This is a genomic window from Pelomonas sp. Root405, from assembly GCF_001425165.1.
Lineage (GTDB): Bacteria > Pseudomonadota > Gammaproteobacteria > Burkholderiales > Burkholderiaceae_C > Pelomonas.
This window is the reverse complement of the sequence record NZ_LMDU01000012.1, coordinates 544,425-566,206: the sequence shown is the minus strand read 5'-3', so window position 1 is coordinate 566,206 and position 21,782 is coordinate 544,425. Positions and strand designations below refer to the sequence as shown.

Genomic DNA, 21,782 nt, shown 5'->3' with positions numbered 1-21,782 from the left:
ACATGCAGCGCCGCGTCGCTCTCATCACGCTCGCCCTGGCTTCACTGGCCCATGGCGCCCCGGAGCTCACCGGCCTGTCGCAGCGCGGGCGCGCCCGGTTTCGCTTCTTCGGCCTGCATGTCTATGACATCCGGCTGTGGTCGGCTGCGCCCGTCACGGCCGCGAACTGGCAGGAGCAGCCGCTGACGCTGGAGCTGCAGTACGCCCGCAGCCTGGACGGTGCCGAGATCGCCAAGCGCTCGCTCAAGGAGATGCGCCGCCAGGCCGCGATCACTGACGCCCAGGCCCAGGCCTGGCTGGCCGAGATGCAGCTCGCCTTCCCCGACGTGAAGGCGGGCGACCGCATCAGCGGCAGCTTCGAGCCGGGCGCTGGGGCGCAGTTCTTCATCAACGGCCAACCGCGCCGCCGGGTGGCCGACGCGACGTTTGCGCGGCTGTTCTTCGGCATCTGGCTCAGCCCGCAGACTTCGGAACCGGGCCTGCGCGAGCAGCTGTTCGGCGGCGGGAATGACCGCTGACAGGGCCGCTGATTTCGCTGCGCGCGACGGGCTGCGCTATGGCACGCTGGGCCTGGCGCTGGCCTTCGTCGCGCTGCCGCTGTATGTGCATCTGCCGGCCCACTATGCGACGCGCTTCGGCCTGCCGCTGGCCAGCCTGGGCGCGTTGCTGCTGGCCGCTCGCGCGCTCGACGCGTTTGTCGACCCGTGGATAGGCCGGCTCTGCGACCGCGCCCTCGGCCGCCCCGGCCTGGCCTGGCAACTGCCGCTGGCCGCCCTGCTGCTGGCGGCGGGCTTTGCCGGGCTGTTCTTCCCGCTGCCGCGCGAGCCTGCCGCGCTGCTCGCCTGGGCCGGCGCCGGCCTGGTGCTGACGTACCTGGCCTACAGCTTCCTGGCCGTGCTGCACCAGGCCTGGGGCGCGCGCCTGGGCGGCAGCGCCGGCAAGCAGAGCCGCGTGGTGGCCTGGCGCGAGGGCTTTGCGCTGGTGGGTGTCGTCAGCGCCAGCCTGCTGCCTTCCGCGGCGGGCTTTGGCGCAACGGCAGTCGTGCTTGCCATCGCGCTGGCGATTGGCCTGCTGCTGCTCGCCACCGCGCCGCGGCCGGCCGCCTCGGCCGAGGCGCCGGTGTCGCTAGCCCTGGCCTGGCGCGTGCCCGAGTTCCGCCGCCTGCTGGCCGTCTTCCTGCTCAACGGCATCGCCGCGGCCGTGCCGGCCACGCTGCTGCTCTTCTTCATCGACGACCGGCTGCAGCTGCCGGCGTCGCAGGGCCTCTTCCTGGCCAGCTACTTCGCCGCTGCCGTGATCTCGCTGCCGCTGTGGCTGCGCGTCATCGCCCGTCTCGGCCAGGCACGCGCCTGGGGCTTGGGCATGCTGCTGTCGATTGCCACCTTCGCCTGGGCCGCCGCGCTGGGTGCCGGTGATCGCGGCGGCTTTCTCGCCGTCTGCATCGCGAGTGGAGCGGCACTTGGCGCCGACCTGGCCGTGCCCGGTGCGCTGCTGGCCGGCGTCATCCAGCGCGCCGGTCTGGCCGGCCGGGCCGAGGGCGCCTTCTTCGGCTGGTGGAACGCTGCGACCAAGCTCAACCTCGCCCTGGCTGCCGGCTTGGCGCTGCCGCTGCTGCAGGCCCTGGGCTATGCGCCGGGCCAGCGCGACCCGCAGGCCTTGCAGGCCCTGACCATTGCCTATTGCCTGCTGCCCTGCGCGTTCAAGCTCGCTGCGGCGGCGCTGCTGTACCGCCACTTCATCGCCACCACACCATGAACCGACGCCTGCTGCTGACCACCCTCGTCGCCACTGCCGCCCTCGCCGGCTGCGCCAGCGCCCCCGTGCCCGAGGACTACGCCGCCGAGAAGCCGGTGCTGGACTTGAAGGCCTATTTCAACGGCCCGATGACCGCCCACGGCCTGTTCACCGACCGCGCCGGCAAGGTGCAGCGACGCTTCGTCGTGCAGCTGATGGGGCGCTGGCAGGGCGATGTCGGCACGCTGGAAGAAGACTTCACCTACAGCGACGGCAAGACCGAGCGCCGCGTCTGGACGATCACCTCGCTGGGCAACGGCCGCTACCGCGGCACGGCGGCGGATGTCATCGGGGAGGCCACCGGCGAGGCCCGCGGCAATGCCCTGCGCTGGAGCTACACGCTGCGCCTTCCCGTCGACGGCACGACCTACGACGTGCAGTTCGATGACTGGATGTATCTGATGGACAGTCGGGTCATGCTGAACAAGGCCCGCATGAGCAAGTTCGGTTTTCACCTGGGCGATGTGACGCTGTCGTTTTACAAACCATGAGCCTCAATCCGCGGCTGCGCGACTGGCAGGGCAAGACGGTCTGGCTGGTCGGCGCCTCGACTGGCATCGGCCGCGCCACCGCGACGGCCCTGCACGCGGCCGGCGCGCGGGTGATCGTGTCGGCACGGCAGGCGGCGTTGCTCAACGAGTTTGTCGCGCTGCACCCGGGCAGCCACGCGCTGCCGCTGGACGTGATGGACCTGGCCGCCTTGCACGCCGCAGTCGCACAGATCGGCGCGCCCGATCTCTGCGTCTACTGCGCTGGCTACTACCGGCCGATGAGCGCTGCGGCATTCGATCTCGCGGAGGCGCGGCGCCACCTCGACATCAACTACATCGGCGCGCTGAACCTGCTGGACGCCCTGCTGCCGCAGTTGCTCACGGCCGGTGGCGGGCACCTGAGCCTGGTGTCGAGCGTCGCTGGCTACCGCGGCTTGCCCAAGGCGCTGGCTTACGGCCCAAGCAAGGCGGCGCTGACGCATCTGGCCGAAGCGCTCTACCTCGATCTGCATCCACGCGGCATCGGCGTGTCGGCCGTCCACCCGGGTTTCGTGACGACGCCGATGACGGCGCAAAACGACTTCCGCATGCCGGCGGAGATCAGCCCCGCACAGGCGGCCGAAGCCATGCTGGCCGGCTGGGCCGCAGGCGAGTTCGAGATCCATTTCCCGAAGCGCTTCACGCGTCTGATGAAGGCGCTCGGCCTGCTCGGGGACAGCGCCTATTTCAGGCTGGTCAGCCGCATGACCCGATGAAACACGCCGACCCGCGCGCCGCCGCACTGATCGCAGGCTACGAGACCCTGACGCTCGCCGGCCTCGACAAACTGGCCGCGCTCTATGCCGAAGACTGCACCTTCAAGGACCCCTTCAACGAAGTCCGCGGCCGCGCGGCCGTGCGCCGTGTCTTCGAGCACATGTTCGAGACCGTGAAGGCGCCGCGCTTCGTCGTCCGCCACACCATCGTCGAGGGCGACCAGTGCTTCCTCGGCTGGGACTTCCACGCCGGCGACTTCGTCATCCGCGGCGCCAGCCACCTGCGCTTCGACGCCGCCGGCCTGGTCGTCGACCACCGCGACTACTGGGACGCGGCCGAGGAGCTGTACGAGAAGCTGCCGGTGCTTGGTGCGCTGATGCGCCTGCTCAAACGCAGGCTGCGGGCTACCTGAGCCAGCCCTTCCTGCGGAAGTAGATGAAGGGTGCCGCGACGGACAGCAGCATCAGCACGAGGGCAAACGGATAGCCCCATTGCGACGACAGCTCCGGCATGTACTGGAAGTTCATGCCGTAGATCGACGCGATCAGCGTCGGCGGCAGCAGGGCCACGCTGGCCACCGAGAAGATCTTGATGATCTTGTTCTGGTTGATGTTGATGAAACCGACGGTCGCATCCATCAGGAAGTTGATCTTGTCGAAGAGGAAAGCGGTGTGTGAGTCGAGTGAGTCGATGTCACGCAGGATTTGGCGCGACTCCTCGAACTGCTCGGCGTTGAGCATGCGGCTGCGCATCATGAAGCTGACCGCGCGGCGCGTGTCCATCACGTTGCGGCGGATGCGGCCGTTCAAGTCCTCCTCGCGCGCAATGGCCGACAGCACCTCGCCGGCCTCGGCGTCGGTGACCTCGCTTTTCAGCACGCGCACACTGACCGCTTCGAGCTTGTCGTAGATGCCTTCCAGCACATCGGCCGAATACTCCGCGTCGGCGTCGTAGAGCTTGAGCAGCACGTCCTTGGCGTCCTCGATCAACGCCGGGATGCGCCGCGCGCGCAGCCGCAGCAGGCGGAACACCGGCAGGTCCTCGTTGTGGATGGAGAACAGCACGTTGTTGAACAAGATGAAGGCCACGCGCACATTGCGCGCCGGCTTGCCTTCCCCGCTGTCGTCGCCTTCGATGAGAAAGTCGGAGCGGATGTGCAGCTCGCCGTTGTCTTCCTCATAGAAGCGCGCCGATTCCTCCAGGTCCTCGTCGACGATGTCCTCGGGGATGGTCAGGCCGAAGCGGTCGCGGATCCAGCCCTTCTCCTCGACGCTGGGGCTCTCCAGGTCGACCCAGACCGGGCGCGACAGGGCCAGGTCCTCGGCGGTTTCGATCTCTTCCTGGAACAGCCCGCCCTTGAGGCGTCCGTTGTCCAGCGTGAAAACATTCAACATGCATCGTCTCCAGCGGCGCTGGCGAAGGGGAGACGGCAGTTGCCGTCCGGCGTGGCGGGGCAGGTCAACCGTCTCACTCCGGGCGGGCTCAGCCTGTGAGAAGGCCGGCGGCGGGAGGGACGGTCACCGAGGGTGATCGCTGTCCAAGAAGCTCTCCGTAGGGAAATTAGCGTCGGATTATTGCACCCGGTCGGAACGTGAAAGAAGCCTCGGGAACGAGCCCCCGAAGGCCACAAACCGTCACCGTCATCCCCTTGTCATGCGGCCGCTTCGCGCGCAAACTGGGCTCGTCGATTTCCCCACTCCACCCACCTCCGCTACCTGAATAGACCCTCCCTCCTACTTCCCCTCGTTCTGTCGTTTTCTCAGTTTTCCGGTTCGTTTTCCCCGACCCATTCCTCTGAAAGGAGGCTTTATGAATCTGACGATCAGTGGCCATCATCTGGAAGTCACGCCGGCTCTGCGCGAGTACGTGCTCACCAAGCTGGACCGTGTGACCCGCCACTTCGACCAGGTCGTTGACATCAACGTCCTGCTGACCGTAGAGAAGCAAAAGGAAAAGGATCGCCGCCAGCGCGCCGAAGTGACGCTCCACGTCAAGGGCCGCGATATTTTTGTCGAGCAATCCCACGAGGACCTGTATGCCGCCATCGACCAGCTGATGGACAAGCTGGATCGCCAGGTCTGCCGCCACAAGGACAAGGTGCAGGACCACCACCATGCCTCGGCCAAGCGCCTCGAGGTTTCGGCATCCTGAGCCATCCAGCTCATCTCACGGCGGCCCGCGGGCCGCTTTCGCTTTTTGGCGGTGCAATCCGCCGCAATCGCGCTGTTGCTGCAGTGCCGCAAAAACCCGCATTCGAGGGTGGCCAGAGGTGTTTTCCACGCCTCGCGCCTCTACCGCCCACCCCAGATCGGCCTGCGGTTCCATAATCTGTGGCTCTGATTGACCCTTTTGCCCCGGCTACGGCCGCGCCTATCCGGCGCCCCCCGACGCCAGGCCTCCGCCCATGAACCGTCTCGCCGCCATCCTGCCCGCCGACAATGTGTTGGTGAACGTGGATGCGTCCAGCAAGAAACGCGCCTTCGAACATGCAGGCCTGCTGTTCGAGAACCACCACCAGATGGCCCGGGCGCTGGTCACCGACAACCTGTTCGCTCGCGAGCGCCTGGGGTCCACCGGCCTCGGTCACGGTGTCGCCATTCCGCATGGACGCGTCAAGGGCCTGAAGAATCCGCTCGCCGCGGTGCTTCGCCTGCAGCAGTCGATTGCCTTCGATGCGCCGGACGACGAGCCGGTCAGCCTGCTGATCTTCCTGCTCGTACCCGAGGCCGCGACGCAGCGTCATCTGGAGATCCTGTCCGAGATCGCCGAGATGCTGTCCGACCGCGAATTGCGCGAGCAGCTCAAGCTTGAGGCCGATGGCGCCACGCTGCACAGGCTCATCGCGGCTTGGGAACCGCTCAAGTCCGTCGCTTGATGCCCCTTTTGCGCGCTTCGCGTAAACCCCTGGTTTTTGCTGCGAACCCGACTTGAAACCGACCTCGATCAGCGCCGAGCGCCTCTTCGAAGAGCACCGTGAGGCCTTGCGCTGGGAATGGATTGCCGGCCACGCCCATCCCGAGCGCCGCTTCGACGAAGCCGCCGTGCGCGATGCGCAAAGCGCAGCTGATCTGGTCGGCTACCTGAACTACATCCATCCCTATCGGGTGCAGATCGTCGGTCGCCGCGAGGTGGCCTATCTGAACCAGGAGAGCACTGAAGTCCAGGACCGCCGCATCTCGCGCATCGTCACGCTGGAGCCGCCGGTCATCATCATTGCCGACGATTCCGTGCCGCCGTCGCGGCTGGTCGCGATGTGCGACCGTGCCGAGATACCGCTATTCCGCACCAATGAGTCCGCCGGCCACGTCATCGACCTGGTGCGCGGCTATCTGTCGCAGCTCTTCGCCAACCGAACCACCCGCCACGGCGTCTTCATGGACATCCTGGGCCTGGGCGTGCTGCTGACTGGCGAATCAGGGCTGGGCAAGAGCGAACTCGGCCTGGAGCTGATCTCGCGCGGCCATGGCCTCGTGGCCGACGATGCGGTCGACTTCTTCCGCATTGCGCAGACAGCCATCGAGGGCCGCTGCCCCGAGCTGCTGCTGAACCTGCTAGAAGTCCGCGGCATCGGCCTGCTGGACATCAAGTCCATCTTTGGCGAGACCGCCGTGCGCCGCAAGATGCGCTTAAAGCTGATCGTCCACCTGGTGCGCAAGGAGACGATGGAGCGCGACTTCGAGCGCCTGCCTTACGAGCCGCTGTACGAGGACGTGCTGGGTATGCCGGTACGCAAGGTCGTCATCGCCGTGGACGCCGGCCGCAACCTGGCCGTGCTGGTGGAAGCCGCGGTGCGCAACACCATCCTGCAGCTGCGCGGTATTGACACCTACAAGGAATTTGTCGAGCGCCATCAGCGCGCCATCGACAACGGTTCGATGGATTGAGGCCCTCGCCCGGTCTTGCAACGCTGAACGCGCGCAAGCACATCGCCCAATCGGGCCGGCTTGGGAGCGGCCCGGCGCTCGGCCCTAAAGGCCAGAGCCTCAGCTGCGGTTGGGGCAGTCGGCCTTCACGCAGGTCGCATAGAGCGCGAGCGAATGTTCCTGCAGCTGGAAGCCGCGCTCGGTGGCGATGGCATGCTGGCGGGACTCGATGCCGGGGTCGAAGAACTCTTCGACCTTGCCGCAGTTCAGGCAGACGAGGTGGTCATGGTGGTGCCCCTCGTTGAGCTCATAGACGGCCTTGCCGGTCTCAAAATGATTGCGGCTCAGCAGGCCGGCCTGCTCGAACTGCTGCAGCACACGGTACACAGTGGCCAGGCCGATATCGGCGCCCTCGCCCAGCAGGGCCCTGTAGACATCCTCGGCCGTCATGTGGCGCTGCGCCGCGCGCTGGAAGATCTCGAGGATCTTGATGCGCGGCAGCGTCGCCTTGAGGCCACTGTTCTTGATGTCGCTGGTCTGGTTCTTGGCGGAAGAGCTGGTCATAGCGCGTGGGCCGGGGCCCGGAAGGTGCCCCGCTAGAATCCGGCCGATCATAGCCAGCTGAGCTTTCGGCCGGTGCTTCCCGTCTCTTCTGTCAGCCGCCCCATGCGCCCCCTGCTTGCCTCTCTTCCGCTGATTGCGCTGCTCGGCGGCTGCTCCTATCTGCCGACCTGGGATTCCCTGCCCTCGCTGCCCTCCGTCACCGGCGAGAAGGTGCTGGGCGTGCTGACGCCCTACCGCGTCGAGGTCGTGCAGGGCAATGTGCTGACCAAGGAAATGGTCGCCCGCGTCAAGCCCGGCATGCCCAAGGCCCAGGTGCGCGACCTGCTCGGCTCGCCACTGCTGACCGACATCTTCCATGAGTCGCGCTGGGACTATGTCTTCACCATCCGCCGCCAGGGCGCCGCACCACAGCAGCGCCTGGTCATCGCGCAGTTCGATGGCGACAAGCTGAAGTCCCTGGACGTGCCCGACGACCTGCCGGCCGAGAACGACTTCGTCGCCGCCATCAACACCTTCAAGCCGGATGGCAAGCAACCCAAGCTCGAACTGAGCGAAGCCGAGCGCGGCGCGTTGCCACCGCCCAAGCGCAGCGCCGAAGCCGCGCCGACAGCGGCCGCCGAGGGTCCGGCGCCAGGTCGCGTCTACCCGCCGCTGGATGCGAAGCCGGGAACGGGTTCGTGATCAAGGTTGCCGTCGCCGGCGCTTCGGGGCGCATGGGCCAGATGCTCGTTGCAGCCGTGCAGGCCGCCGACGACTGCACGCTGCACGCCGCGCTGAGCCGTGCTGACGACCCGCGCGCACGACTGGCTGGCGCCGACGTGCTGATCGACTTCACCCGCCCCGAGGCGACGCTGGCCCACCTGGCCATCTGCGCCGAACTCGGCGTCAAGGCCGTCATCGGCACGACCGGCTTCGACGCAGCGCAGAAGGCGGAGATCGCGAGATTCGCCGAGCGCACAGCCATCGTCTTCGCACCCAACATGAGCGTCGGCGTCAACGTCGTGCTCAAGCTGCTCGACATGGCGGCGCGGGCGATGAACGAGGGCTTCGACATCGAGATCATCGAGACCCACCACCGCAACAAGATCGACGCGCCCAGCGGCACGGCGCTGCAGATGGGCCAGGTCGTCGCCGATGCACTGGGCCGCGACCTGAAGGCATGCGCTGTCTACGGCCGCGAAGGCGTCACCGGCGTGCGCGACCCGTCGACCATCGGCTTTGCCACCGTGCGCGGCGGCGATGTGATCGGCGACCACACCGTGCTGTTCGCCGGCACCGGCGAGCGCATCGAAGTCAGCCACAAGGCCAGCAACCGCGGCATCTATGCCCAGGGCAGCCTGCGCGCGGCGCGCTTCCTGGCGGGCAAGACCACCGGCTTGTTTGGCATGAACGACGTACTCGGGTTCAGCAACTGATATGGGCGGCTTCGCGGACTTCTGGGGCCAGAGCGACCTCGTCGGTCGCGCGGTCGCCTTGCTGCTGCTGACCATGTCGGTCAGCGCCTGGGCGCTGATCCTGTGGAAGACCTGGCTGCTGCGCCGCGCGCGCCGAGGCCTGGTGCGCGCGGTGCCGGCGTTCTGGGCCGCAGCCGGCGTGGCCGAAGGGCGCAGCGCGCTGCAGGACTTCGACACCGAAAGACTGCTGCTGCCGCTGCTGGACGCCGCCACGGCCGAGACGCGCAGCACCACGCTGGAAGCCGCCGGCAAGCGCGAGTCACGCCTGACGCGCCGCCTGCGCGATGCGCTGCATGTCGTGCTGGCCAAGCTGCAGTTCGGCCAGGTGATGCTGGCCTCCGTCGGCGCGACCGCCCCCTTCGTCGGCCTGTTCGGCACGGTCTGGGGCATCTACCACGCGCTGGCCAGCATCTCGGCGGCCGGCAACATCACCATCGAGAAGATCTCGGGCCCGGTCGGCGAAGCGCTGATCATGACGGCCGCCGGCCTGGCGGTCGCCATCCCCGCGGTGCTGGCCTACAACGTCTTCGGCAAACTGGTTGCGGCCTGCGAGGCCGACCTGGAAGGCTTTGCGCACGACCTGCGCGAATTGCTGGACCACGAATGAGCGCCGAGCGCCGGGCCGCTCCCAAGCCGGCGCATGTCCCCGCGGGGGACCGCCTGGCGTATTCGCCGGGCGAGGGGCGGTCATGAGTTTCGGTCGGCTCGAACGAACCGACGCCGCTCGCCCGATGAGCGACATCAACATGACGCCGCTGATCGACGTCATGCTGGTGCTGCTGGTCATCTTCATGATCACCGCGCCGCTGATGACCGCCTCGCTGCGCCTGGACCTGCCCAAGAGCGAGGCTGCCACGCCGAGCGATGCGCCGAGCTTCATCGCCGTGGCCATCACGCCGGACGGCAAGCTCCACATCGATGAGGACGAACTGACGCCGAAGGCCTTCCAGCAGCGCATCAGCGATCTCGGTCGGGCTAATGCGCAATTGGAAGTGCAACTGCGCGCCGACCGGTCCGTGCCCTATGGCCAGGTCGCCGAGCTGATCGGCTGGGTGCAGGCCGCGGGCTTGAACCGCATCGCCTTCGTCGCACAGGCCGCCGCTTCAGCCCCGTGACCGAAGGGTCGCCGCAGAGGCGGCACCTAGAATTCGGTGCATGAACGCCCCAACCGAAGCGCCCAGCTACAAGCCCAACGAGATCGAAGCCGCCGCCCGTGCCTACTGGACGGAGCGCGACGCCTACCGCGTCACTGAGGACGCCAGCAAGCCGCACTTCTACGCCTGCTCCATGCTGCCCTACCCTTCGGGCAAGCTGCACATGGGCCATGTGCGCAACTACACGATCAACGACATGCTGGCCCGCCAGCTGCGCATGAAGGGTTTCAACGTCCTGATGCCCATGGGCTGGGACGCCTTCGGCCTGCCGGCCGAGAACGCCGCGATGAAGGGCAAGGTGCCGCCCGCGCAGTGGACCTACTCCAACATCGCCCACATGAAGGGCCAGATGCAGGCCATGGGCTTGGCCATCGACTGGAGCCGCGAGGTCGCGACCTGCCAGCCCAGCTACTACAAATGGAACCAGTGGCTGTTCCTGAAGATGCTGGAGAAGGGCATCGCCGAGCGCCGCACCCAGGTCGTCAACTGGGACCCGGTGGACCAGACGGTGCTCGCCAACGAGCAGGTCATCGACGGCCGCGGCTGGCGCTCGGGCGCGCTGGTGGAGAAGCGCGAGATCCCCGGCTACTACCTGAAGATCACGCAGTACGCCGAGGAGCTGCTGTCGGCGGTCGCAGATCCGACCGACCCGAACTACCTGTCCGGCTGGCCAGAGCGCGTACGGCTGATGCAGGAGAACTGGATCGGCAAGAGCCAGGGCGTGCGCTTCGCGTTCCCGCACACCATCGACGGCGGTGGCGGGCGGCTGTGGGTGTTCACGACCCGCGCCGACACCATCATGGGCGTGACCTTCTGCGCCGTGGCGCCGGAGCATCCTCTGGCGACGCACGCAGCCAAGGACAAGCCGGAAGTCGCCCGCTTCATCGAGGAATGCAAGGCCGGCGGCACGACCGAGGCCGAGCTGGCCACGCAGGACAAGAAGGGCGTGCCCACGGGCCTGTTCGTCACGCACCCGATCACTGGCGCGCAGGTCGAGGTCTGGGTCGGCAACTACGTGCTGATGAGCTACGGCGACGGCGCTGTGATGGGCGTGCCGGCGCATGACGAACGCGACTTCGCGTTCGCGCTGAAGTACCAGTTGCCGATCAAGCAGGTCATCGACGTCGACGGCCAGGCCTACGACAACAGGAAGTGGGCCGAGTGGTACGGCGACAAGCAGAAGGCGCGCTGCATCAACTCCGGCGTGCTGGATGGCCTGTCGCATGTCGACGCCGTCAACAAGGTCGCCGAGTTGCTGGCTGACAAGGGCCTGGGCGAGAAGAAGACCACCTGGCGCCTGCGCGACTGGGGCGTCAGCCGCCAGCGCTACTGGGGCACGCCGATCCCGATCATTCATTGCGAGACGTGTGGCGTGGTGCCGGTCCCCGAGAAGGATCTACCCGTCGTGTTGCCCGACGACCTGATCCCGGACGGCAGCGGCAACCCGCTAAACAAGCACGCGGCCTTCCTGAACGTCGCCTGCCCGAGCTGCGGCAAGCCGGCCAAGCGCGAGACGGACACGATGGACACGTTCGTCGATTCGTCGTGGTATTTCATGCGCTATTGCGATCCGACCAATGACCAGGCCATGGTCGCGGACGGCACCAAGTACTGGATGCCGATGAACCAGTACATCGGCGGCATCGAACACGCCATCCTGCACCTGCTGTACGCGCGCTTCTGGACCAAGGCGATGCGCGACCTGGGCCTGGTGACGATCAGCGAGCCGTTCGAAAAGCTGCTGACGCAGGGCATGGTCTTGAAGGGCGCGTTCTTCCACAAGCCTGAAGGCGGTGGCAAGGACTACTACTGGGACCACGAGATCGACGTCATCCACGACGACAAGGGCGGCATCGCCGGCGCGAAGCTGAAGAAGGACGGCACGCCGCTCGAGTACGAGATGACGACCATGTCCAAGTCGAAGAACAACGGCGTGGACCCGCAGGCGCTGATCGACCAGTACGGCGCCGACACGGCCCGCCTGTTCGTCATGTTCGCAAGCCCCCCGGAGCAGACGCTGGAGTGGAACGACGCGGCCGTCGAGGGCGCGCACCGCTTCCTAAAGCGCGTGTGGAACTTCGGCGCGCGCAACGCGGATGCCATCAAGTCCGGTGGCCAGGACTACGCCGCGCTGAGCGGCGACGGCAAAGCACTGCGCCGCGAGGTGCACAACGTGCTCAAGCAGGTCAGCTACGACTACGAGCGTATGCAGTACAACACCGTCGTCTCCGGTGCGATGAAGCTGTTGAATGCACTCGAAGGCTTCAAGGCCGAAGGCCAGTCGGCCGCGGTGCGCGATGGCTTCTCGGTGCTGTTGCGCGTGCTCTACCCCGCCACGCCGCACATCGCCCACCAGCTCTGGCAGGACCTCGGCTTCGCCGCCGAACTGGGCGACCTGCTCGACGCGCCCTGGCCGACGGTCGACGAGGCCGCGCTGGTGCAGGACGAGATCGAGCTGATGCTGCAGGTCAACGGCAAGCTGCGCGGCTCGGTCAAGGTGCCTGCGTCGGCCGACAAGGCGGCCATCGAAGCTGCAGCGCTGGCGACCGAGGAGTACGCGAAGTTCAGCGAAGGCCGGGCGCCGAAGAAGGTCGTCATCGTGCCCGGCCGGCTCGTCAACATCGTCGTCTGATGAATCGTCGCCTCGCCCTGTTGAGCGTCGCCGCCCTTGCCGGCTGCGGTTTCGAGCTTCGCCGCGAGCCGGTGCTGCCCTTCCAGACGCTGGCGCTGACCGGCTTTCCGGCCGACTCCCCGCTCGCCGCCGGCCTCAAGCGCCAGATCAAGCGCACACCGGTGCAACTGCTCGACGACCCGGCGCGCGCCCAGGTCGTGCTGGAGGCGCTGCTGGAGCACCGCGACCGCACGGTCGTCGCGTCCAACAGCGCCGGCCAGGTGCGCGAGTTTCAGCTGCGCCTGCAGTTCGACTACCTGATCCGCACGGCCAGCGGCGAGCTGCTTGTGCCCAAGGTCGAGTTGCGCCTGGCGCGTGACATGAACTTCACCGAAAGCGCCGCGCTGGCCAAGGAGCAGGAGGCCGCCAACCTTTACGGGGCCATGCAGTCCGACGCCATCGCCCAGGTGATGCGCCGCCTGGCAGCCGTCAAGCTCCCGAACTGATGCAGCTCCGCGCCGAAGGCCTGAGCGCCCACCTGAGCAAGGGTCTGGCCCGCATCTACACCGTCCATGGCGACGAGCCGCTGCTGGCGCAAGAGGCGGCCGACCAGATCCGCGCCGCCGCGCGCGCCAACGGTTTTGGCGAGCGCCAGGTCTTCATCGTCAGCGGTGCCTATTTCGACTGGGCGCCGGTGCTGGCGGCCGCCCAGGCGATGAGCCTGTTTGCCGAGCGCCAGTTCATCGAGATCCGCATCCCGAGCGGCAAGCCGGGCAAGGACGGCTCCGACGCGTTGCAGCGCTATGCGCAGGCCGCGCCCGACGATGTGCTGACGCTGGTGACACTGCCGCGTCTGGACAAGACGCAGTTGGCGAGCGCCTGGTTCACGGCGCTGGACGGCAACGGCGCGTCGATCCGCGTCGAGCCCGTCGAACGCCGCATGCTCCCCGCGTGGCTGGCGCAGCGCCTCAAGGCCCAGGGCCAGTCCGTGCCCGAGGGCGAGGACGGCCAGCGGGCGCTTGCCTTCTTCGCCGACCGCGTCGAGGGCAACCTGCTCGCCGCCCACCAGGAGCTGCAGAAGCTCGCGCTGCTGCATCCGAAGGGCGAGCTGTCGCTGGAACAGATCGAGGCCGCCGTGCTGGACGTCGCCCGCTTCGACGTCTTCAAGCTCAGCGAGGCCGTGCTGTCGGGCGCCGTGCCGCGGCTGCTGCGCATGCTCGACGGCCTGGAGGCCGAGGGCGAGGCCGCCGTGCTGGTGCACTGGACGCTGGCCGAAGACGCCCGGGCGCTGGCCCGCGTGCGCGCCGCGCTGGACGCCGGCAAGCCACTGCCGCTGGCGCTGCGCGAGGCGCGCGTCTGGGGCGCGAAGGAGCGCCTCATCGAGCGCATCGCGCCGCGGCTCGATGCCGCGCAGGCCGGTGCCCTCGTTCAAGCCGCGCAGATCTGCGACGGCCTCGTGAAGGGCTTGCGCCACCCGGACTGGCCATCCGCGCCATGGGCCGGGCTGCGGCGCCTGGCGCTGATGCTGGCGGGTGCCGCAGGCGCCAAAACCGGGGCAGTTCTCACGGTTCGCTGAGCCCGCATCGGCTATCGTCGGGGCGGAAAAACCTGCCGCCATGCCGACGCCACTTCACGCCCTTCGTCACGCCCTCATTTCCGCGGCTCTCGCGCTGGGCTCGCTCACCGCGCAGGCCGTGCCCGTCACGGTGCAGTTGCGCGGCCCGACCGGCCAGCCGCTGGCGGGTGCCGCGGTCGCCATCGAGGTCAAGGGCAGGGTCGGCAAGACCAGCACAGCCAAGGCGGACGTCGGCCAGCGTGAGCGCCAGTTCACGCCGCAGCTGCTGATCGTGCAGACCGGCACGGCCGTCAACTTTCCCAACTTCGACACCGTGCGGCACCACGTCTATTCGTTCTCGCCGATCAAGGTCATCGACATCAAGCTCTATACCGGCACGCCGACCGAGCCCGTCGTCTTCGACAAACCCGGCGTGGCGGCGCTGGGCTGCAATATCCACGACCGCATGAGCGCCCATGTCGTCGTCGTCGACACGCCGGTCTTCGGGCGCACCGACGACAAGGGCCAGGCCAGCTTCGACCTGCCCGCCGGCGAGCATGCCGTCAAGGCCTGGCGCCCCGGCCAGAAGTCGCCCACGCTGCAAAGCCTCAAGCTCGACGTGCCCGCGGCCGGCGGCACCAGCGTGCTGACGCTGGCGGACTGACCCCGCATGCGCTTGCCTGCCTGGCTGAACCTGCGCCGCCTGGAGGGGCGCATCGTCGCCCTGTTCCTGGCGCTGCTGCTGGTCGTGCAGCTGGTGAGCTTCTTCGCCATCCGCGCCAGCATCACGCGAAACGCCGAGGCCTCGCTGGCCGCCGAGCTGCAGACGGGCGAACGCGTGCTGCGCCGGCTGCTGGCGCAGCGTGCCGGCAAGCTGCATGACGCAGCCGAGCTGCTGGCCAAGGACTACGGGTTCCGCAGCACCGTGGGCCTCTCATTGGCCGAGGCCGGCACGGTCGAGACCATCAAGGACGCCCTCGTCAACCAGGGCGAACGCGTCGGCGCCTCTGTCGTCGCCTATTTCGACGACCAGCAGCAACTCGTGGCCGCAACGCGAGACGGCGCGGCGGCCTTCGGCACGGCGCTGCGCGCGCTGATCCAGAGCAATGACGGCGCCGCGCTGGCCGTGCAGGGCGACCGGGTCTACCAGGTCGTTGCCGTGGAGGTGCGCACGCCCGCGCCGGTGGGCTGGGTGCTGATGGGCTTTGCGCTGGACCGCGAGGTGCTGGACGACCTCCAGGCGCTGTCGGAGCTGCAGAGCGTCGTGCTGCTGCAGACGCCGGACAAGCAGTGGCTGAGCGTCGTCGACAACCTTGATGGCAAGGCCGGCACGGCGCTGCGAGCCAGCCTTGGCCAGGCCGCGCCGGCGGACGGCAGCATTGAGCTGGCCGGCGAGCGCATGCGCGCACGCTTCGTCGCGCTGATCGGTGGCGAGCAGCCGCTGGGTGTGCTGCTGCTGCGTTCGCTGGATGGGGCGCTGGCGCCCTACCGGCAACTGCAGTTGGTGCTGCTCGGCCTGACGGTGCTGGGCGTCGCCGTCTTCGCCCTCGTCAGCGTGCTGTTGGCGCGCGGCATCAGCGGGCCCATCACGGCGCTGTCGGCCTCGGCGCGGCGCCTGGAACGCGGTGACTACGACACACCGGTGCCGTCGACCTCGCGCCTGGACGAAGTGCACAAGCTGGCGCTGGCGCTGGAGAGCATGCGCGAGGGCATCCGCCGCCGCGACGCCCTGGTCAACAACCTGGCCTATGTCGACCCGCTGACCCTGCTGCCCAACCGCGCGCGCTTTGCCGAATTCCTGCAACACCACCTGAGCAACAGCGACACGCCGGGCGCGGTGCTGATGCTGGACCTCGACCGCTTCAAGCATGTCAACGACGTGCTGGGCCACGATGTCGGCGACCGCCTGTTGCAAAGCGTGGCCGAGCGGCTGCGGGCGCTGTGCGCGCCGGCCCACTCGGTGCTGGCGCGGCTGTCGGGCGACGAGTTTGCCGTGCTGCTGGCCCACACCGACGCCCATGCCGCCAGCGAAGCGGCGCTGGCCATCCTGAAGGACTTCGAGCGCCCCCTGCAGATCGACAACGAGACCATCGACCTGGGCGCGGGCATCGGCATCGCCCTTTTCCCCGAACATGGCCATGACGTCAACCTGCTGCTGGGCCGTGCCGAGCTGGCCATGTATGCGGCCAAGACGCGGCAGTGCGGCAGCCTCATCTATCACGCGCAGCTCGATGCCGGCAGCCAGGAGTCGCTGTCACTGCTGACGGAGCTGCGGCATGCCGTCGAGCAGGAAGAACTGCGCCTGTACCTGCAGCCCAAGATCGACCTGATCCACGGCCGCGTCGTCGGCGCCGAGGCGCTGGTGCGCTGGCAGCACCCCACGCGGGGTCTGGTGCCGCCGATGCAGTTCATCCCGTTCGCCGAGCAGACCGGCTTCATCCGCTTGCTCAGCGCCTGGGTGCTTTCCAACGCAGCGCGGTTCGCGCGGCAGGCTGCGGACGCGGGCCTGACGCTGCGGCTGTCGGTCAACCTGTCAACGCGCGACCTGATGGACCAGGACCTGCCGGCCAAGATCGAGGCCATGGTGGCACCGCTGCAGGTTGCACCCGAGACGCTGTGCCTGGAGATCACCGAGAGCGCCATCATGGACGACCCCGAGCGGGCGCTGTCGACGCTGGAGCACCTGCATGCGATGGGCTTCAAGCTGTCCATCGACGACTTCGGCACCGGCTACTCCTCGCTCGCCTACCTGAAGCGCCTGCCGGTGGATGAGCTCAAGATCGACAAGAGCTTTGTCATGGCCATGGAGCGCGACCTGGACGATGCGCGCATCGTGCGCTCGACCATCGAGCTGGCCCACAACCTTGGCCTCACCGTGGTGGCCGAAGGCGTGGAAACCATCAAGGCCTGGGCCATGCTGTCGCGCCTGGGCTGCGACGAAGGCCAGGGCTACTACATCTGCAAGCCGATGCCGCAGGAGCAGTTCATCGCCTGGGCGCGGAGCTGGCAGCCGCCCGACGCGTCGGCGCTGACGGCCGAGAGCGTCATGGCGAAGCTGGGTTGATCGCCGCCTAGTTGTCGCGATCTTCCAGCGCTTCGCACAGCGCCCTCAGCCCCGCCGTCACGGTCTGGGCGCGCACCGCCTGGCGGTCGCCGCTGAAGTGCTCGCGCCAGACCTGCGCCGGCCGGCCGGCGTGCACCAGCGCCAGCCAGACCGTGCCGACCGGCTTGGCCTCGCTGCCGCCGGTGGGGCCGGCGATGCCGGTGACCGACAGCGACCAGTCGATGGGCGCATGGGCCAGCAGGCCTCGCGCCATGTGCTCGGCGACCTCGGCGCTGACGGCACCGTGCAGCGCGATCAAGCCCTTGGGCACGCCCAGCAGCTCGCCCTTGGCTTCGTTGCTGTAGCTGACGACGCCGCGCTCGAACCAGGCGCTGGAGCCCGCCAAGCTGGTGCAGGCCGCGGCGATGAGGCCGCCGGTGCAGCTCTCTGCCGTGCCGATGCGCTCGCGACGCTGCATCAGCGCCACGGCGATTCGGTCGATCAGTTCAAGGTCGTGGGTCATGGCATCACCCCATGATGAAGCGGTAGAGCGCGATGACGGCGAGGGTACAGCCGGCCGCGACGAAGTCGTCGAACAGGATGCCCCAGCCCTGGCCCCAGCTGACATGGCCGCCGCGCTGGCCCTTGAACAGCCGGTCGGCCCAGCCGACCGGTCCGGGCTTGGCGGCGTCGAAGAAACGGAACAGGCCGAAGGCGATGAGCTGCGCGAGCAGGCCCGCTGGTGCGATCAGCCACAGGATGAGCCAGAAGGCCAACACCTCGTCCCAGACGATGGACCCCGGGTCGGCCGTGTTCATGTGCTGGGCGCAGCGCGTGCAGGCCCACCAGCCGACGAGCGTGCCGCCGCCGATCAACAGCGCCCAGCGCAGGTCGTCCATCCATGGCGCGATGACGGCAAACGCCGCCCAGGCCCACAGCGTGCCCACCGTGCCCGGTGCCTTGGGCGCGAGGCCGCTGCCAAAGCCCAGCGCGATCCAGCGTGCGGGGTGGCGTGCCATGAAGGCCAGCGTCGGGCGGACGGGTGCGCCGCTGGTCATGACTTGAAGTGGTCGAAGCTGCGCAGGCCATGCTCGACAGCGGCGCCGCGCGCATCGACGACGCGCAGGCCGGGCTGGGCCTCGATGACGCCGATGCGCGTCACCGTCACGCCGCCATCGGGCAGGCGTGCACCGGCGGGCGCGGTGAAGACGAGCTCGTAGTCGTCGCCGCCGGCCAGCAGGCATTCGCGCTGCATGGCCGCCGGCTGCGCAGTCAGCACGGCGCTGCGCGGCAGCGCATCGACATCCAGCCGCGCCCCCACACCGGAGGCCGTCAGGATGTGGCCCAAATCGCCGAGCAGGCCGTCCGACACATCGACCGCCGCCGTCGCGATGCCCCGCAAGGTCTGCCCCAGCGCCAGCCTTGGCGTCGGGCATTCCATCGCCAGACGGGCGCTGTCGAAGCCGGCGCCATCGAGCGCCAGCCTGCCGCGGAACACCTCCAGCGCGAGGCGCGCATCGCCCAGCCGCCCCGACACCCAGATCTCGTCGCCCACACGCGCGCCGCTGCGCAGCAGAGCCTGCCCCGGTGGCGCTTCGCCGAAGACGGTGATGCAGATGTTGAGTGGCCCTTGCGTCGTGTCACCACCGATCAGCGGGCAGGCATGCGCATCGGCCAGCGCCAGCAGACCCTGCGAGAAACCGGCCAGCCAGGCTTCGTCAACACGCGGCAGGGCCAGGGCCAATGTGAAGCCTCGTGGCGTCGCGCCGCAGGCGGCCAAGTCGCTGAGGTTGACGGCCAACGCCTTGTGGCCGAGGCGCGCCGCATCGACGGTCGACAGGAAATGCCTGCCCTCCACCAGCATGTCGCTGGAGACCAGCCAGCGTGCGCCGGGCGTCGGCACGATCACGGCGCAGTCGTCGCCCACGCCGACCTCGACCCCTTGCGCCGCGGGACGCTGGAAGTAGCGCCGGATCAAATCGAATTCACCCATGGCCGTGATTGTCTGCGTGTGGATAGCCACAGCAGCCCGATGCGGACTGCGGTGGCATGATTCCAGCCCCGCCGGCCCTTGTGATCCTCGCCATGCCAAGCTCAGAAGAAAAACGCGCCCAGCTCCGCCAGGCCGCCCTCGAATATCACGAGTTCCCGACGCCGGGCAAGATCGCCATCGCGGCGACCAAGTCGCTGGTCAACCAGCGCGACCTGGCGTTGGCCTATTCACCCGGCGTGGCTGCGGCCTGCGAGGAAATCGTGGCCGACCCGGCCAATGCCTTCCGCTACACCTCGCGCGGCAACCTGGTCGCCGTGGTCTCCAACGGCACGGCCGTGCTGGGCCTGGGCAACATCGGCCCGCTGGCGTCCAAGCCGGTCATGGAAGGCAAGGCGGTCCTGTTCAAGAAATTTGCTGGCATCGACGTCTTCGACCTCGAAGTGGCCGAGAACGACCTCGACAAGCTGGTCGACGTCATCGCTGCGCTTGAGCCGACCTTTGGCGGCATCAACCTCGAAGACATCAAGGCGCCGGACTGCTTTTACGTCGAGCGCAAGCTGCGCGAGCGCATGAAGATCCCCGTCTTCCACGATGACCAGCACGGCACGGCCATCGTCGTCGGCGCTGCCTTCCTGAACGGCCTCAAGGTGGTCGGCAAGGACATCAAGCAGGTCAAGCTGGTCACTTCGGGCGCCGGTGCGGCGGCCCTCGCCTGCCTGGGCCTGCTCGTCAAGCTGGGCCTGCCGCGCGAGAACATCTGGGTGACTGACCTGGCCGGCGTCGTCTACGAAGGTCGCACCGAACTGATGGACCCGGACAAGGCGGTGTTCGCTCAGCCGACTTCCCAGCGCAGCCTGCGCGAGGCGATTGCCGGTGCCGACGTCTTCCTGGGCCTGTCCGCCGGTGGCGTGCTGAAGGCCGACATGGTGGCCACCATGGCCGCGCAGCCGCTGATCTTTGCGCTGGCCAACCCGACGCCCGAGATCCTGCCGGAGGAGGTGCTGGCCGTGCGCAGCGACGCCATCATGGCGACAGGCCGCACGGACTATCCCAACCAGGTCAACAACGTCCTGTGCTTCCCCTACATCTTCCGCGGCGCGCTCGACTCAGGCGCGACGACGATCAATGTGGAGATGGAGATCGCCGCCGTCCATGCGATTGCCGATCTGGCGCAGGCCGAGCAGAGCGAGGTGGTCGCGGCGGCCTACGTGGGTGCGACGCTGAGCTTCGGGCCTGAATACCTCATTCCCAAGCCCTTTGACCCGCGGCTGATGATGCGCATCGCACCGGCCGTTGCGAAGGCGGCGGCTGACTCCGGCGTGGCCGCCCGGCCGATCACCGACTGGGACGCCTACCGCGAAAAGCTGCAGAGCTTCGTCTACGCTTCGGGCAACACGATGAAGCCCATCTTCAGCGCGGCCAAGCGTGCCCCCAACAAGCGGGTGGCCTATGCCGAGGGTGAGGAAGAGCGCGTGCTGCGCGCGGCCCAGGTCGTCGTTGACGAGGGCCTGGCACGGCCGACGCTGATCGGCCGCCCCGAGGTCATCGCCGAGCGCTGCGAGCGCTTCGGCCTGCGCCTGCACCAGGGTCGCGACTACGACGTCGTCAACGTCGAGCACGACGAGCGCTACCGCGACTATTGGCAGACCTATCTGCGCATGACCGAGCGCAAGGGCGTCACCCAGCAGCTCGCCAAGATCGAGATGCGTCGCCGCCTGACGCTGATCAGCGCCATGCTGCTGCACAAGGGCGAGGTCGACGGCATGCTGTGCGGCACCTGGGGCACGACGGCCACGCATTTGGCCTATATCGACCAGGTCATCGGCAAGCGCGCCGGCGTCAAAACGTACGCCTGCATGAACGGGCTGATCCTGCCGGGCCGCCAGGTCATGCTGGTCGATACCCACGTCAACTACGACCCCAACGCCGAGCAACTGGCCGAGATCACCATCCTGGCTGCGCAGGAGATGTGCCGCTTCGGCCTGAGCCCGAAGGCCGCGCTGCTGTCGCACAGCAATTTCGGCACCAGCGACAAGCCATCGGCCGTGAAGATGCGCGACACGCTGGCCCTGATCCAGCAGCTGGCACCTTGGCTGGAGGTCGACGGCGAAATGCATGGCGACACGGCACTGGACGCCGGCTATCGCAAGCAACTGATGCCGCACAGCCCGCTGACCGGCGAGGCGAACCTGCTGGTGCTGCCCAATATCGACGCCGCCAACATCTCCTACAACCTGCTCAAGACGGCCGCCGGCGGCGGCATCGCCATCGGCCCGGTGCTGCTCGGCGCAGCCAAACCGGTGCATATCCTGACGCCGTCTGCCACCGTCCGGCGCATCGTCAACATGACGGCACTGACGGTCGCGGATGCCAACGCCGCCCGCGCCTGAGTACGACCGAGGTACGGAGAAGTACGGCCGAACGAGCCGGACTCCCCCAATTGACATAAGTTTTCACGCCAGATTTAGCGTCATGCGCCAGTCACAGACCCTATAAAAACAATG

Annotated in this window: 23 protein-coding genes; 18 read left to right on the top strand and 5 right to left on the bottom strand. The window is 68.0% G+C overall.

Features of this window, described 5'->3' with window-relative positions:
• The first annotated feature begins 2 nt into the window (after window positions 1-2).
• The 5 genes from ASC81_RS15480 to ASC81_RS15460 are packed head-to-tail and all read left to right on the top strand — an operon-like array spanning window position 3 to window position 3,453.
• Entirely contained in the window at window positions 3-518 is a 516-nt protein-coding gene (locus ASC81_RS15480) for a chalcone isomerase family protein (protein WP_056268824.1), read from the top strand.
• Entirely contained in the window at window positions 508-1,755 is a 1,248-nt protein-coding gene (locus ASC81_RS15475; protein ID WP_056268823.1) for an MFS transporter, read from the top strand. Before ASC81_RS15480 ends, ASC81_RS15475 begins: the two co-directional genes overlap by 11 nt.
• Window positions 1,752-2,285, top strand: coding sequence for a DUF3833 domain-containing protein (locus ASC81_RS15470; protein WP_056268821.1), 534 nt, complete (start codon window positions 1,752-1,754; stop codon window positions 2,283-2,285). The genes ASC81_RS15475 and ASC81_RS15470 overlap by 4 nt, the downstream gene beginning before the upstream one ends.
• Complete coding sequence (locus ASC81_RS15465) at window positions 2,282-3,040, top strand: SDR family oxidoreductase (RefSeq protein ID WP_056268819.1); 759 nt, start codon at window positions 2,282-2,284, stop codon at window positions 3,038-3,040. The genes ASC81_RS15470 and ASC81_RS15465 overlap by 4 nt, the downstream gene beginning before the upstream one ends.
• The gene (locus ASC81_RS15460; protein ID WP_056268817.1) at window positions 3,037-3,453 is read left to right on the top strand and encodes a nuclear transport factor 2 family protein; all 417 of its coding nucleotides are present in this window, start codon (window positions 3,037-3,039) and stop codon (window positions 3,451-3,453) included. Before ASC81_RS15465 ends, ASC81_RS15460 begins: the two co-directional genes overlap by 4 nt.
• On the opposite strand, the gene corA is transcribed toward ASC81_RS15460, so the two are convergent.
• A complete protein-coding gene (gene corA, locus ASC81_RS15455) occupies window positions 3,446-4,435 on the bottom strand; it encodes a magnesium/cobalt transporter CorA (RefSeq protein WP_056268815.1) in 990 nt (329 codons plus the stop codon). The genes ASC81_RS15460 and corA overlap by 8 nt on opposite strands.
• Before the next feature lie 415 nt (window positions 4,436-4,850).
• Here corA and hpf point away from each other — a divergent pair, with 415 nt between their 5' ends.
• The 3 genes from hpf to hprK all read left to right on the top strand — a co-directional run bounded on the left by hpf (window position 4,851) and on the right by hprK (window position 6,925).
• Window positions 4,851-5,192, top strand: a complete 342-nt coding sequence (hpf, locus tag ASC81_RS15450) for a ribosome hibernation-promoting factor, HPF/YfiA family (protein ID WP_056268812.1) — start codon at window positions 4,851-4,853, stop codon at window positions 5,190-5,192.
• A gap of 253 nt (window positions 5,193-5,445) precedes the next feature.
• On the top strand, window positions 5,446-5,916 hold the full coding sequence (locus tag ASC81_RS15445; RefSeq protein ID WP_056268810.1) for a PTS sugar transporter subunit IIA: 471 nt from the start codon (window positions 5,446-5,448) through the stop codon (window positions 5,914-5,916).
• 52 nt (window positions 5,917-5,968) lie between these two features.
• Complete coding sequence (hprK, locus tag ASC81_RS15440) at window positions 5,969-6,925, top strand: HPr(Ser) kinase/phosphatase (RefSeq protein ID WP_056268809.1); 957 nt, start codon at window positions 5,969-5,971, stop codon at window positions 6,923-6,925.
• Window positions 6,926-7,024: 99 nt separating this feature from the next.
• Here hprK and fur read toward each other — a convergent pair whose 3' ends face one another.
• Window positions 7,025-7,468 (bottom strand): ferric iron uptake transcriptional regulator, encoded by a 444-nt coding sequence (gene fur / locus ASC81_RS15435; RefSeq protein WP_056268807.1) that lies wholly within the window; start codon window positions 7,466-7,468, stop codon window positions 7,025-7,027.
• A 102-nt stretch (window positions 7,469-7,570) separates the two neighbouring features.
• Here fur and ASC81_RS15430 point away from each other — a divergent pair, with 102 nt between their 5' ends.
• The 9 genes from ASC81_RS15430 to ASC81_RS15390 all read left to right on the top strand — a co-directional run bounded on the left by ASC81_RS15430 (window position 7,571) and on the right by ASC81_RS15390 (window position 17,306).
• Window positions 7,571-8,149 (top strand): outer membrane protein assembly factor BamE, encoded by a 579-nt coding sequence (locus tag ASC81_RS15430; RefSeq protein WP_056268805.1) that lies wholly within the window; start codon window positions 7,571-7,573, stop codon window positions 8,147-8,149.
• Window positions 8,146-8,883 carry a 4-hydroxy-tetrahydrodipicolinate reductase gene (gene dapB, locus ASC81_RS15425; RefSeq protein WP_056268803.1) on the top strand — a complete coding sequence of 246 codons (738 nt, stop codon included), beginning with the start codon at window positions 8,146-8,148 and terminating at the stop codon, window positions 8,881-8,883. Before ASC81_RS15430 ends, dapB begins: the two co-directional genes overlap by 4 nt.
• 1 nt (window position 8,884) lies before the next feature.
• Window positions 8,885-9,529: a MotA/TolQ/ExbB proton channel family protein gene (locus tag ASC81_RS15420; protein ID WP_056268801.1), complete on the top strand. Its 645-nt coding sequence runs from the start codon at window positions 8,885-8,887 to the stop codon at window positions 9,527-9,529.
• A gap of 82 nt (window positions 9,530-9,611) precedes the next feature.
• The gene (locus tag ASC81_RS15415; protein WP_056268799.1) at window positions 9,612-10,037 is read left to right on the top strand and encodes a biopolymer transporter ExbD; all 426 of its coding nucleotides are present in this window, start codon (window positions 9,612-9,614) and stop codon (window positions 10,035-10,037) included.
• A 40-nt stretch (window positions 10,038-10,077) separates the two neighbouring features.
• A complete protein-coding gene (leuS, locus tag ASC81_RS15410; protein ID WP_056268797.1) occupies window positions 10,078-12,708 on the top strand; it encodes a leucine--tRNA ligase in 2,631 nt (876 codons plus the stop codon).
• Complete coding sequence (lptE, locus tag ASC81_RS15405; RefSeq protein WP_056268795.1) at window positions 12,708-13,193, top strand: LPS assembly lipoprotein LptE; 486 nt, start codon at window positions 12,708-12,710, stop codon at window positions 13,191-13,193. Before leuS ends, lptE begins: the two co-directional genes overlap by 1 nt.
• Window positions 13,193-14,263 carry a DNA polymerase III subunit delta gene (holA, locus tag ASC81_RS15400; protein ID WP_056268793.1) on the top strand — a complete coding sequence of 357 codons (1,071 nt, stop codon included), beginning with the start codon at window positions 13,193-13,195 and terminating at the stop codon, window positions 14,261-14,263. The genes lptE and holA overlap by 1 nt, the downstream gene beginning before the upstream one ends.
• A 40-nt stretch (window positions 14,264-14,303) precedes the next feature.
• Window positions 14,304-14,906, top strand: coding sequence for a methylamine utilization protein (locus ASC81_RS15395; RefSeq protein ID WP_056268791.1), 603 nt, complete (start codon window positions 14,304-14,306; stop codon window positions 14,904-14,906).
• A 6-nt stretch (window positions 14,907-14,912) separates the two neighbouring features.
• The gene (locus tag ASC81_RS15390) at window positions 14,913-17,306 is read left to right on the top strand and encodes a bifunctional diguanylate cyclase/phosphodiesterase (protein WP_056268789.1); all 2,394 of its coding nucleotides are present in this window, start codon (window positions 14,913-14,915) and stop codon (window positions 17,304-17,306) included.
• Window positions 17,307-17,313: 7 nt separating this feature from the next.
• Here the strand turns inward: ASC81_RS15390 and ASC81_RS15385 are convergent, their stop codons facing one another.
• The 3 genes from ASC81_RS15385 to thiL are packed head-to-tail and all read right to left on the bottom strand — an operon-like array spanning window position 17,314 to window position 19,278.
• Entirely contained in the window at window positions 17,314-17,808 is a 495-nt protein-coding gene (locus ASC81_RS15385) for a CinA family protein (RefSeq protein ID WP_056268787.1), read from the bottom strand.
• 4 nt (window positions 17,809-17,812) lie between these two features.
• Complete coding sequence (locus ASC81_RS15380; RefSeq protein WP_056268786.1) at window positions 17,813-18,343, bottom strand: phosphatidylglycerophosphatase A; 531 nt, start codon at window positions 18,341-18,343, stop codon at window positions 17,813-17,815.
• On the bottom strand, window positions 18,340-19,278 hold the full coding sequence (gene thiL, locus ASC81_RS15375) for a thiamine-phosphate kinase (protein WP_056268784.1): 939 nt from the start codon (window positions 19,276-19,278) through the stop codon (window positions 18,340-18,342). Before thiL ends, ASC81_RS15380 begins: the two co-directional genes overlap by 4 nt.
• A gap of 92 nt (window positions 19,279-19,370) precedes the next feature.
• Between thiL and ASC81_RS15370 the strand changes: the two genes are divergently transcribed.
• Entirely contained in the window at window positions 19,371-21,668 is a 2,298-nt protein-coding gene (locus tag ASC81_RS15370; protein ID WP_056269083.1) for an NADP-dependent malic enzyme, read from the top strand.
• Window positions 21,669-21,782 lie beyond the last annotated feature (114 nt).